Origin of the sequence: Pseudomonas sp. UBA5666 (assembly GCF_002420785.1) — a bacterium.
GTDB lineage: Bacteria > Pseudomonadota > Gammaproteobacteria > Pseudomonadales > Pseudomonadaceae > Aquipseudomonas > Aquipseudomonas fulva.
In genome coordinates, this window is sequence record NZ_DIIQ01000016.1 from 43,705 (window position 1) to 55,801 (window position 12,097).

Annotated in this window: 10 protein-coding genes and 2 pseudogenes; 7 read left to right on the top strand and 5 right to left on the bottom strand. The window is 58.0% G+C overall.

Annotated features, from left to right (window positions below):
* From B2Y33_RS09930 to B2Y33_RS09940, 3 genes are all read right to left on the bottom strand, one after another.
* On the bottom strand, positions 1 to 141 hold a 141-nt coding region (locus B2Y33_RS09930), incomplete at its 3' end, for a DUF3077 domain-containing protein (protein ID WP_288632907.1).
* 88 nt (positions 142 to 229) lie between these two features.
* Positions 230 to 472 (bottom strand): hypothetical protein, encoded by a 243-nt coding sequence (locus B2Y33_RS09935; protein WP_058638404.1) that lies wholly within the window; start codon positions 470 to 472, stop codon positions 230 to 232.
* A 592-nt stretch (positions 473 to 1,064) separates the two neighbouring features.
* Entirely contained in the window at positions 1,065 to 1,712 is a 648-nt protein-coding gene (locus tag B2Y33_RS09940) for a HEPN domain-containing protein (RefSeq protein WP_206405566.1), read from the bottom strand.
* A 219-nt stretch (positions 1,713 to 1,931) separates the two neighbouring features.
* Here B2Y33_RS09940 and B2Y33_RS09945 point away from each other — a divergent pair, with 219 nt between their 5' ends.
* Genes B2Y33_RS09945 through B2Y33_RS09955 form a run of 3 tightly spaced genes read left to right on the top strand, consistent with a single transcriptional unit; the run spans position 1,932 to position 7,529 of the window.
* On the top strand, positions 1,932 to 3,407 hold the full coding sequence (locus tag B2Y33_RS09945; protein ID WP_206405567.1) for a hypothetical protein: 1,476 nt from the start codon (positions 1,932 to 1,934) through the stop codon (positions 3,405 to 3,407).
* Positions 3,408 to 3,430: 23 nt separating this feature from the next.
* Positions 3,431 to 6,832, top strand: coding sequence for a TM0106 family RecB-like putative nuclease (locus tag B2Y33_RS09950; RefSeq protein ID WP_206405568.1), 3,402 nt, complete (start codon positions 3,431 to 3,433; stop codon positions 6,830 to 6,832).
* Positions 6,833 to 6,869: 37 nt separating this feature from the next.
* Positions 6,870 to 7,529 carry an ankyrin repeat domain-containing protein gene (locus B2Y33_RS09955; RefSeq protein ID WP_206405569.1) on the top strand — a complete coding sequence of 220 codons (660 nt, stop codon included), beginning with the start codon at positions 6,870 to 6,872 and terminating at the stop codon, positions 7,527 to 7,529.
* 61 nt (positions 7,530 to 7,590) lie between these two features.
* On the opposite strand, the gene B2Y33_RS09960 is transcribed toward B2Y33_RS09955, so the two are convergent.
* Positions 7,591 to 8,466 carry a WYL domain-containing protein gene (locus tag B2Y33_RS09960; RefSeq protein ID WP_100850779.1) on the bottom strand — a complete coding sequence of 292 codons (876 nt, stop codon included), beginning with the start codon at positions 8,464 to 8,466 and terminating at the stop codon, positions 7,591 to 7,593.
* Between the two features lie 119 nt (positions 8,467 to 8,585).
* Between B2Y33_RS09960 and B2Y33_RS09965 the strand changes: the two genes are divergently transcribed.
* The 3 genes from B2Y33_RS09965 (at position 8,586) to B2Y33_RS09975 (ending at position 10,320) form a co-directional block, all read left to right on the top strand.
* The gene (locus B2Y33_RS09965; RefSeq protein ID WP_144968035.1) at positions 8,586 to 8,846 is read left to right on the top strand and encodes a hypothetical protein; all 261 of its coding nucleotides are present in this window, start codon (positions 8,586 to 8,588) and stop codon (positions 8,844 to 8,846) included.
* An 8-nt stretch (positions 8,847 to 8,854) separates the two neighbouring features.
* On the top strand, positions 8,855 to 9,907 hold the full coding sequence (locus B2Y33_RS09970) for an ADP-ribosylglycohydrolase family protein (protein ID WP_206405570.1): 1,053 nt from the start codon (positions 8,855 to 8,857) through the stop codon (positions 9,905 to 9,907).
* Positions 9,908 to 10,194: 287 nt separating this feature from the next.
* A complete protein-coding gene (locus B2Y33_RS09975) occupies positions 10,195 to 10,320 on the top strand; it encodes a hypothetical protein (protein WP_260507333.1) in 126 nt (41 codons plus the stop codon).
* A gap of 295 nt (positions 10,321 to 10,615) precedes the next feature.
* Here B2Y33_RS09975 and B2Y33_RS09980 read toward each other — a convergent pair.
* A pseudogene (locus B2Y33_RS09980) lies at positions 10,616 to 11,473 on the bottom strand (WYL domain-containing protein).
* Positions 11,474 to 11,610: 137 nt separating this feature from the next.
* On the opposite strand from B2Y33_RS09980, the pseudogene B2Y33_RS09985 reads away from it, so the two are divergent.
* A pseudogene (locus B2Y33_RS09985) lies at positions 11,611 to 11,867 on the top strand (hypothetical protein).
* Positions 11,868 to 12,097 lie beyond the last annotated feature (230 nt).

A 12,097-nucleotide genomic window follows, 5' to 3' on the forward strand; every position in this document is an offset into this window, starting at 1 on the left:
GTAACCCATCAATTCCGAAGCTTGTTCGCGGGCGTGTTGGCAGGGGATGCCGGGCTCGATGCGGAACAGGGCGTGGGTGTGGTTTTCGCCTTGGTAGAAGACGGTTTGGCCAAGGGTGCAGGGGGTGTGTGCGGTGGACATGGGTGTGGCTCCCTGAAGTTTTTTGGGCTGGCTGTTTTTGTGTCGTGGCTGGGTTACTGCCGTTTTGATTGAGCCAGGGGCTTGAGGGTTAGTGCGTGGGGTGTCGCGAGGGAGGGTGGTGGATTTGCAGGAGGGCGGATTCCAGCAGGCGGCGCAGGGATTCGAGCTCGTGCATGGAAGCCATGATCAGCGGGGCTGCCGGGGAGCGGGGCTGCGTGAGGAGGGCTTGTTGGGCCACGGCTTCGGCGCAGAGGGCGTAGTCGGCGGCTAGGGTTAGGGTGTCTTCCAGGGTGACGGGTGTGGGTGGTGGATCAGGGACGATTTTTAACATGAGTTGCTTCCGTTGCTGGGCCGACATCCGCCGCTGTCAAACGGTGGGTGGCAGCTGTACGTGGGTTGACAGACCGGCGGAAACAACAAGATCCGGCGCACGCAAGCGTGCCCGCACGTACAGCCGCCATAAGGGCGACCGCTTAGTTGTTTACCGCTGCGACCTGTCAAAGTCGTGTCGTTGGGTTGGCAACGACGGGGTGAGACTAGGACGCGGGGAAGGCTGACGCAACGGGAAACAGGGGAGGGGAGTATCTTTGGGAAATGGACTACAGGGAAGGGGGGAAATCTGAGGTTTTGGGCGGGATGGGCTAATCCTGAGCGTGGTTGCAGGGAGGTCCGGCCTGTCGGATTGACGCTGTGTATCCAAAATCCTAAGTGCCGACTCGCGGTCATAGATACATTGATATCGTAGGTTGCTGAGCCGGGGTAATCTGAATTAAGTCAGTAACATATTGATTAATAGTGGGAGTATCGGTTTGTAATTTTGGCTGGAATACCGATTGGAATACTGCGAGAAGTATTCTTGGTTTGCCGATGACCGGCTCGGGCGCCCAGCGTCGGGCGACCCAGGTCCAAGTGCGGTCACTGAGCTAAACAACCACGGGATAGCATGCATCACCCCACAATGTATCCGGGTTATCCAACATCAGCAGAATGATGACCGGAACCAGCTTGCCGAGCAGGTTGGCACAGTCGCGCAGTTGATCTCGATTGACGCTGCTGTTCCAAGTGGCACCGCCATGCATGATCTGGTTGCGCAGGGTGTAGATCCGGTTGAACAGCACCCCTAGCACGGCCGCGGTGTTGCGATTGGCCAGTGCTTGCTGCGCGGTTTTACGACCGTTGGCAAAGCGTTCGGTCCACAGTGGCTCGCTGATCTTGCCGTTCTGGTAATCCCAGAAACTCTGAAACACATAAGGGTTGTCAAGCAAGACGCGAATACTGCCAGAGAACTCGGACCACACCAGATTTTCGATCAGGCTGTTCTTGTCCAAGGCACAGAGTTTTTCGAGAAATGCCTTAAAGGTGGGCTGTTCGGACAGGCGGAACTCTTCATCAATGTCCGTCGCGTATGCCGAGTTGAAGGCGATCCACAGAAAGATAAAGCGTCCATCAATATCATCAGTCTGCTCAGCGCGGTTCAGCCAGCTCAGTGCTCGATGAGCACGCAAGGTGAGGTTGGGGTGATGGCCCTCACGTTCTTGGCGGTGTCGGGTCTTGAGTGCTTGATGGTCCATGAGGTGATGATCCTTGAGGGGGCGCGCGGTCCGTAAAGAGCTGATGTGTGTCTGAAAACTTTACAGTTAAATGAGCGACTCGCCGCTGGCGCTGGAAACTATCTGGCCAGGGCACTCGAACCTGCTCCAATTGTTTACCTGTATGAACAGACAACGTGGACGCAGCCTGTCATTTTGCTTAGGGTATGGCCATTCGACACTACCTGCAAGGCGGCTGGCATGAAGCGTGATGACTTCCTGGCACAACCCGAAGTTGAGGCTTTCATTGAATGGCTGGCAGCCAACTTGCCGGTACTCACCTTCAAGCTGCGATTCAAGTCCAGCAAGTTTGTGCCCGGCGGTTTGACGGTCGATGTACAGGGGATAGAGCAGGTCCTTGAGCATTACCGCTGGAAGGCAAGCTGGCGCGACAGCCACCAGAGCGCGGTCGACTCTGAAACCTGGATGCAGACCCAGGGCTCGCTTAGGCAATTGCGTGAGTGGCTGTCGGCTGGTGTCCGCGCCGGTGATGAGCAACAAGCGCTTCAGGCCTGTTTGCAGATTCTGCGCTGGGGCGGCGTGCGGGGCGCCATTCCATTCTTGCATCGGCTGGCGGCCAGCGGCGAGTTGTCGAGCTACCTGAAGAAGATGGCTGGGCTCATGGCGCTCGATGCCGACAATGACCTGGATGACCTCAGCAGTGTCGAGCGTTTCGATTCGGGCCTGACCAAGATTCACGCCTTGCTCGACTTGTCCGGTTCGCCGATCTATGACAGCCGTGTGGGCGCCGCGATTGCCATGTTGTATGCGCTGTTCCGCCAGCAGTGGGCAGGGCGTGGCAAACCTCTGCTGAGGTTTCCGTCCGGCGGCGCGCGTGGCGACCAAATCCGCAACCCCGGGGCGTTTGCCAATTGTTTGGCAGCGCCGCAGTTCTCGGCGATCGAATACGCTGAGTGGGCGCGCTGGCAGGTCCGCTTGGGCTGGATTGTCCGCGCGTTGCTCGGGCGCACAGGCTGGTTTGCCGACCAAGGGGCAATGCCCGCGCGATGCCATGCATTCGAGGCGAGCCTTTTCATGCTCGGCTATGACCTTCGCTGCTTTGGCCTGACACCAGTACCTGAGGCCCAAGCTGTTGGCGAGCAGGGCGAAGTATCGCTGCGCGAGTCTGGCAATAGCGGCTGGGTGCCCACGGGTCATCCTTTTGGCCAGGTGCTCAGTGACTACTTGGCCTTCCGTCACAGCGGTGCGCCAGACAATAAAGACGCGTTCGTTGACTGGCTGGTGGCTGAGCCGCGCAATGGGAAAACGCTCTCACGCGCTACTGCACAGGGCTATTGCTTCCCGTTTTCCATTGACGAGTTTGACTTGTTCGGCCGCTCGCTTGCTGCCCTTGAACGCATAGTTGAAGGTGGTGAGGACGGACTGCGGGCAGCCTTGTCTGGTGAAACGCTCGAGCCGTTCACGGTGGGGGACGAGCGCGTCAGTGTCTGCCTGGTTGATGTATTTATCACTGGCAATGCCTATGCCCGCGCAGAGAGCGACAAGGAACGTGTCGACTACGTCGTAAACGCTGGCTATGCCGGTACCGAGAACTCCGCGAGAACACTCATGGCCGTAGGGCGCAGCGTAGGCAAGCACTTCGGCCTGCTCGATGTGCAGCACTTGCCAACGCCCTTGTTCGAGCAGTTCTACCAAGGTTGCTCGCTCGACGCCTGAGCCACGCCGGAGGCAATACAACCATGCAAACTCGAAATGGGACTCGGCTGTATTCCGCCTCGGACATCTGCGGCTTCCTGGAATGCCAGCATCTGACAGCGCTGGACCTGCAACACCTGGTCGCGCCGATGGAGAAAGCCCCGGCAAGCGAGCAGAACCGCTTGATCCAGGACAAAGGGCTGGCCCACGAAGCAGCATTTCTTGAACGGCTCAAGAGCAACCATGCCCACGTAGTCGACATCGCTGAGGGTAATCCGAGCTTCCCTCGGCGGGTGGAGCTGACCATCGAAGCCATGCAGGCTGGTGCGGACATCATCTTTCAGGCCTCGCTTCAGGAAGGCGCCTTTATCGGGCATGCCGACTTCCTGCGCAAAGTGCCTCGGCCGTCGGCGTTGGGTGGCCACAGCTATGAAGTGATCGACACCAAGTTGGCCAAGAATACAAAGGCCAAGTTTCTGGTGCAGGTTGCGCTTTATTCGCGGATGCTGATAGCGATTCAGGACGTACAGCCACAGTTCATGTACATCGTGCTGGGTGATGTTGCGCGTACCGAGCAGGCCTATCGGGTTGCTGACTACGCGGATTACCTAGAGCAGGTGCTGCAGCGTTTCACTGCGTTCGTGAACATTGACGGACCTCGGGTCACCTACCCGGACCCGTGTGGGCATTGTGGTTTTTGTGGGTGGCGTGATCGTTGCACTGAACAACGTCTACAGGATGACCATCTGTCGGCAGTCGCTGGTATCAGCCGCTCGCAAATCAAGAAATTACAGGTTGGCGGTGTGACCACCTTGCAACAGTTGGCGGCCAGTGGCGATGACTTGCGTATACCCAAGCTGCAAGTGGAGTCACTGAACAAGTTACGCCATCAGGCGCGCCTGCAGTTTCAGGGGCGCTCCAGCGATACCCCGTTGTACGAGCTGTTGCCGGTCATGGGGCAGCGGCGTGGCTTTGGCCGTATGCCTTCTGCAGTCGAGGGTGATCTGTTCTTCGATATGGAAGGTAATCCTCTGGAGGAGGGTGGCCTGGAGTACCTCTTCGGCCTGTATATAGACGAAGGCGGTGAACAAACCTTCAAAGCTTTTTGGGCGCACAGCCGGGACGAAGAAAAGATCGCGTTCGAGCAGTTCATCGACTGGGTCATCGCGCACCTTGAGCGTTACCCGAATGCGCATGTCTACCACTATGCCAGCTATGAAGAAACGGCCATCAAGCGCCTGATGAGCCAGCACGGTACGCGAGAGGCGCAAGTGGACTGGCTGCTGCGCAATGGCAAATTGATTGACCTTTACAAGGTGGTGCGTGAAGCGATCCGGGTGTCGGAACCCAGCTACTCGATCAAGAACATCGAACACTTCTACATGGCAAAGCGCGACGGTGATGTTACCAATGCCGGTGCGAGCATCGTGTTCTATGAGCGCTGGAAAGAGACTGGTGAGCCAGCATTGCTTGAGCAGATTGAGCGGTACAACGAAGACGATGTGCTTTCTACGTATCTGTTACGCAACTGGCTTGCAAACATAAGTCCGTTGGGCCTCGAGGCTCTTGTCGTAAAGCATGCTGAGGGCGAGAAAGCCGTAGCAGAGCAGAAGGAGATCGAGGTTCTGCTGGCAAATTATCGTGATCGACTGCTCGCTGGCTTGCCGTCCGAGGAATGCGCACTGAGCGACGAGGATCAGGTCAGGGTACTGACCTTCCAACTGCTCGACTTCTACCGTAGGGCAGAAAAGCCGGTGTGGTGGCAGCTGTTCAGCCGCCAGGACATGACGACCGAAGAGTTGCTGGAGGATATCGAGAGCCTCGCCGGTTTGCAGCGTACAAAAACGCCGCCGGAACCGATCAATAATTCGTTCCTGTTCGAATACAGTTTCGAGCCGCAGGAAAGCAAAATGCGTTCGGGATCCAAAGGTGTCATCCCAGAATCGTTGGCCAGTGTGCAACTGGTCAGTCTGGACCATGACGCGTGCCTGGCGACATTCAAGGCCACCGCAAAAAAGGCGCCACCGGAAGCCTTTGACATGATTCCCGGCAGGCCAATACCGTCCACGCCGCTGCGCAAGGCACTGTTTCGTTATGCCGATAGCGTCTTGGCTGGTGAGCAACGCTTCCAGGCGGTGGCGGATTTCCTCCATCGACGCGCACCACGGGTTAAAGGCATCGAGCCGGGTGCGCCTCTGCTTGATCCGGACCTGGCAACGACCGATGCCATCAAGCAGGTGGTACGCAACCTCGAGGACAGTGTGCTGTTCATTCAGGGGCCGCCAGGTGCCGGGAAGACCTACACCGGCTCGCATGTGATCGTTGACCTGCTCAAAGCCGGCAAGCGCATTGGGGTAACCTCCAATTCGCACTCTGCCATCAACAACCTCTTGGCTGCTTTCGAGGCGCGTGCACAAGTGGAGGGTGTTAGATTCAAGGGGCTGAAAAAGTCATCGGAAGGCGAGGGCACGGAATTCATCGGCCGTTGCATCCGCTCCATCGAGGACAAAACGGAATTTCTCGACAACTGGGGGCCGGATATCAACCTGAGCGCCGGTACTGCCTGGCTGTTCGCCGACGCGAGCTTCACCGAGCAGTTGGATTACCTGTTCATCGATGAAGCAGGCCAGGTGAGTGTGGCGAGCCTGGTCACCATGGGCATGGCGGCCCGTAACATCGTCTTGATGGGTGACCAGATGCAATTGTCGCAACCTGTGCGGGGCGTGCACCCGGGCCGCTCCGGTGACTCCATCCTCGACTATCTGCTGGACGGCACGCCCGCCATCGCACCTGGCCGAGGGGTGTTCCTGGCACAGACCTGGCGGATGCATCCGCAGATTTGCTCTTTCATCTCCCAGGCGGTGTACGAAGGTCAGCTTTCATCGGCGCCAGGGACCGAGCGGCAGTTGTTGCTGCTCGATGGGGAGCGACCGGAAGTACCGGCCAGTGGGCTGATGTTCTGCCCTGTCGAACATGACGGCAACAGCCAGAGTTCCGATGAAGAAGCCGCCTGCGTCAAAGCGCTGTACCTGTATTTCCTACGCCAGCGCTATGTGGATAAAACCGGCGTGGAGCATGCGCTGTGCCTTGAAAATATCCTGGTCGTGGCGCCTTACAATCTGCAGGTACAACTGTTGAAGCAAGTGCTCCCGGCGGGCGCGCGCGTCGGCACTGTGGATAAGTTTCAGGGGCAAGAGGCGGAAATTGTCATCGTATCCATGGCGACGTCGAATGAGGACTACCTGCCAAGGGACATTGGCTTCCTGTACTCGAAAAACCGTTTGAATGTGGCGGTCAGCCGAGCCAAGACGCTGGCGTGCATCGTTGCCAGCCCGGACCTGACGGCCATTCGCTGCCAGACGCCGCAAGACATGAACCTGGTCAACGGCTTGTGCATGGCGACCCGTCATGGGCGACAGGGAAACCGGTCGTCCCAGTGTGAATAGTGGCCTTGGCCTTTCTGTGTATCCGCGAAAACGTCTCATGACCTATCCGCCCGCTTTCCTTGCCGTGATGGAAAAGACGCTCAGAACTACGCGCTTCGGTATCGACGACCTGCTGGCGTTGGAAATAGGCACCTGGCATGCCGCCGTGCTTTTTGACGATGCCGAGCACCTGATGGCGTTTGCTCCCGTGGCGATGAACGACCGAGACCGCGCCGAAAACACGCCACTGGATATGGCCTACCGGCTTAACCGAACGGCATGGATCGACACGCTGGAGGCGCTCGGGGCTGAGGGGGAAAAAGAACTTCTGGATTGGAAAGGCCTCGGCAGCTTTCTGACCCCTGTCAACCATGATCGTTTGCCCAGCAAACGCGGCATCATCAAGGCGCTCGCCAATCGATACCGGCAGGGCCGCAGTCTGAATGACCGTGATGCGGCAGGTAATACTCCACTCCATTGGCTGGCCGCGCACGGCCACAGCAAGGCTGCGAACTACTTCGCCAACCACTACCGGACCTTCTGCCTGGACCTGAGCGCGAGGAACAACGAGGGCCACACCGCCCGAGACGTTGCCAGGCTGGCGGGCCATCATGACATAGCGGCGCAGCTGTTAATCCGGGAAATCGACAACTACCTGGGCGCGGCATATATCTGGCAGCAGATGTGTGCCGACCGCAGCAGTTACAGCCGTAGCTGAACCTCTGTGAGCGGGCCATCGACCAAGGGCATTGAGCCCCTCGTCTGAGATACTCGCGATTTCAATCATGCAACAACCACGGCTTTAGCTCTTTGAGGTTGCTCACGACAATCTGCTGGGCCTCGGGGCTCATGGCCAGGCTGCGCCGGTCAATCTGATAGCGCTGCAGCACATATTTCACCAGCGCCCTGCGGCTGGGCACAATCAACTGCCCCTGGGTCATACCGAAGTCCGTTTCGATGATTGCCTTCTGCGCCTCGTTCAAGCGTCCATCGGGCTCGATGATCACCGGAATCTCGGTGTTCCAGTCTTCATCCAGCTCGCGCGTGTTCGGTGAGGCGTCGAGCAAATCCGGCTGCCCGCGCAAGCGGCTCAGCACGAAGTCGCGGTATTGGCCATTCTTTTCGCAGTAAGCCCGCACATGCCAGCGCATGCCGGTGTAGACCAGCGTGTGAGGGGCGATCAAGCGAACCTCGACGTTGGGGGTGTTGAACGACACGTACTCGGTTTCCAGGCGCAGGCCCTCACGGCAGGCCTTGAGCAAAGGGCGCAGGACCTCCGGGCGGATGGGCCGATCCGGCACCTCCAGCACCTTGGTGTGCGCATAGGCCAGTGCGAGTCCGTCGATGTGCGGGGCCCGCTCATTGTTCTGGTAGAGCAGATGAAGATAGGCGCTGGCGCTGTCGTCGATGAACAGCGGCTTGAACTGCTTGCTCGGTACATACCCCTTGAGCTGCTTGTCATATGTCAAGTTTTTGGGCGCATGCTCGGTGATGTAGGTGTTGATGTCCTTGGACGCCTGCTGGCGACTGATTCCAAAGCTCTGCATCAAGTGCCCCGTGGTCAGCCGGCCTTCCCACCAGGCAACGGTCTCAATCAAACGATAGCGAAGTGCCAGGTCCCAGCGTACCTGCTCGACGGATTGCTTGCGTTTCATACCCTCTCCTTGTGCGCGATTACTTTACCTGTATAAGTCTACATTCTAGACGTGTAGCTTTGCATTACATATCTTCGATTTGTCTTCGGAATACATCGGGGGCAGCAAAGGATATGAGCATGACTATGCCGGAAGTGGTTGCGACAGGGGCCTTGGTGGCGATGGGGATCATCCTGCTGGTGCTGATTCAGCAGGCTTTGAAGCTCGGTGAGCTTGGGAAAAAGGTCGAGCACTGCCAGAGGGACCTGCGCTGGCTACAGATTTGGGAAATGGAAAACCGCGAGCTGCGGTCGGCGTTGCGCGCAGAGCGGGAGCATGTTGCGCAGTTGCAGCGCAAGCTGGTGATTTTGCAGGACCTAGCTTCTGGTGAAGGGTGTTGAGGGACGATATGAACAGAATTGAACGGATCAGCGGCTGCCTGCTGGGGGGAGCCGTCGGAGATGCGTTGGGCTCTCCCGTGGAGTTGCTTGAGTGGCCTGTGATCGAGGCCAGGTTCGGGTCGCAGGGCGCCAGTGATTTTGCCCCGGCGTTTGGCATCACCGGTGCGATCAGCGGCGCTACCCAGATGATGCTATTTACCGCAGAAGGCTTGCTGCGGGCTTATGTGCTAGGGAGTTCACGGCAGGCATGTCATGTGCCCAGCATTATTCATCATGCGCTGCTGCGTTGGCTGACGACCCAGGATTACCCCTCGGTGATACCGGTCGCCACAGATAGCTGGCTGATCAGGCAAATGGAGCTCTGGTCGCGTCGTGCGCCAGACATCACCTGCATGAGTGCGCTCAAGGTCAGTGGACGGTTGGGTATGGTTGCCGAAAACAACAGCAAGGGCTGCGGTGCCTTGGTACGTGTTGCACCCTGTGCATTCTTCGCCCATGCATTTGACTACGCCTCGCAGTCCGGGCGCCTGACGCACGGGCACCCGACAGGTTACCTGGCGGCTGGGCTGTTCGCCGACATTCTGCAGTGTGTTGTCGGTCGACAAGATAGCTTGGAGCACGCTGTGACGCAGAGTTTGGCCAGGTATGGGCAAGTACCTGGTATCGAGGAAACGCGCAGCCTCGTCGAGCGAGTGATGTTCTTCTTTTACGAGGGGTACACACCTAGCCCTCAACGAATAGACGATTTTGCCGGTGGTTGGGGCGCTGAACAGGTGCTGGCGATTGGGCTGTGGTGTGCGTTGGCTGCGCGGTCATTTGAAGACGGGGTGATTGCGGCGGTTAATCACAGTGGTGACAGCAGCACTACAGGGCTGGTCGTCGGGCACTTGCTGGGGGCGCAGTATGGTGTTGCCGCTATTCCTGATCGGTGGCTTGAGCGCCTGGAGCTGCGGCAGGTGATTGCTCAGGTGGCCGAAGATATTGAGTGTGTTCCGCGAGAGTATTACGGGGTTGGCGGCGAGTTTGATGAGCAGATTGAACTGGCTTATCCCGCGAGTTGAACGCATTGGAGGCAGTGAGTTTGCGTAGCGACCAAGGAGATTGAAAATGCCGGTAAAACCTAGACCCTTCACTTTTGAATGTGAAGGTTGTGGTTGGACGAAAACAGTGGCGCCGCGCAGTGATACGTTGGCGCTTGGGGAGTGGATTGATCAGTGTCCTAAGTGTGGGGGCAAGGCGTTGAACGTACTTACTGCCAGGTGGCTTGCGGGGGCGGTGGCGGAGTTGCTGGCGCGGCGGTGGTTTTAGGGTATAGGCGGACAAGTCGATCAATCAGGATCATTCAGCCATGAAGAATATATTTGCCTTTGTCGGTTTTATCGTGATCGCTACCAAGGGTTATGAGCTGTACCGCGAATACAGCGAGATGAAGCGTGAGAAAGCGGCGCGGGAGGCGGACGCCGGTTCGATTTGATGCACGCCGAGTTGTGGCATTGACGACCTGTACGAGGATATCGGGGTGGCTACGGAGCTGAAGTTTTGTCATTAATTTATGCATTTGCTTCGACCAATGAGCATTACAGTCCCGCGTTCTCGAAGAACGCCCTGGTGGAGCGGAGCCAGGAGCTGGCCAGTTTCGCGGTGAAGCGCTGGCCGCTGACGCCGACCGACTTGGCTGAAGCGTAATCGCCTACGATTGACCTGCGAGAGCTACCGCCCCGATGTTGGGCTTCGGCCCGTCACCGGCGCGGCGCACTGAGCTGACGGCCTCAGTCGTTCATCAGCCAAGGGCGCAGCTCCTTGAGGTTCTTTACCACAATCTGTTGCGCTTCGGGGCTGGTCGCCAGGTTACGCGGGTCGATGTGGTAGCGCTGCAGCACGTATTTCACCAAGGCTTTGCGGCTCGGTACCACTAGTTGCCCATCCTGCATGCCGAAGTCGGCTTCGATGATGGCTTTTTGCGCCTCGTTCAGCCGCCCGTCTGGCTCGAAGATGACTGGCACGTCGGCACTCCATTCCTCGTCAAGCTCGCGCGTGGTGGGCGGCTCGTAAAGCAGGTCCGGCTGTCCGCACAGGCGGCAGAGGACAAAGTCGCGGTACTGGCCGTTCTTTTCGCAGTAGGCGCGCACATGGCAGCGCATACCTGTATAGATCAGTGTATGCGGGGCGATTCGGCGAATTTCCACGTTCGGCGTGTTCAGCGAGACGTACTCGGTTTCCAGGCGCAGGCTTGCGCGGCAGGCCTTAAGCAAGGGGCGCAGCACCTCCGGGCGAATCGGTCGGTCAGCTACCTCTAGCACCTTGGTGTGCGCATAGGCCAGTGCTAGCCCGTCGATGTGCAGGGCGCGCTCATTGTTCTGATACAGCAAGTGTAAGTAGGCGCTGGCGCTGTCGTCGATGAACAGTGGCTTGAACTGCTCGCTCGGCACGTAGCCCTTGAGTTGCTTGTCATATGTCAATTTTTTGGGCGCATGTTCGGTGATGTAGGTATTGATTTCCTTCGATGCCTGCTGGCGGCTGATACCAAAGCTCTGCATCAGGTGCCCTGTGGTTAGCCTGCCCTCCCACTAGGCAACGGTTTCGATCAGGCGGTAGTGAAGTGCTGAGCTCCAGCGAGCCTGCTCGATGGATTACTTGCGTTTCATACCTTCTCCATGTGCGCGATTACTTTACCTGTATAAGTCTACATTCTAGACGTGTAATTTCGAATTACATATCTTGTGCTGGTCTTCGGAATACATCGGGGGCAGCTAAGGACATGAGCATGACGATGCCGGAAATGGTTGCGACGGGTGCTTTGGTGGCGATGGGGATCATCCTGCTGGTGCTGATGCCGCAGGGTTGAGGTTGGGAGTGCTGGGCAAAGGGGTTGAGCAATGCCAGAGGGTTATGCGCGGGTTACAGATCTGGGAGATGGAGAATCGCGAGTTGAGGTCGGCGTTGCGGGCGGAGCGGGAGCACGTGGCGCAGTTGCGGCGCAAGTTGGACTTGCTGCAGGCGTTGGTGCCGGTTACGGACTGATGCTGGCCAGTGTTCTACAGGAGTAGGCATTCATGCCGATAAAATCAAAGCCCTTTGTGCTGCAGTGCAAGGATTGCAGCAGGAAAACGACCATCGCGCTGCGCAGCGATGCATTGAGGCCGGGTGAATGGTTTGTTTTGTGCCCAAGGTGCGGGAGTACGGAGTTGAAACTGCGAGCGGCGGGGGGGCTTAAGTTTGCAGCCGCGAGACTCATGGCGAGGAGGAGTGGG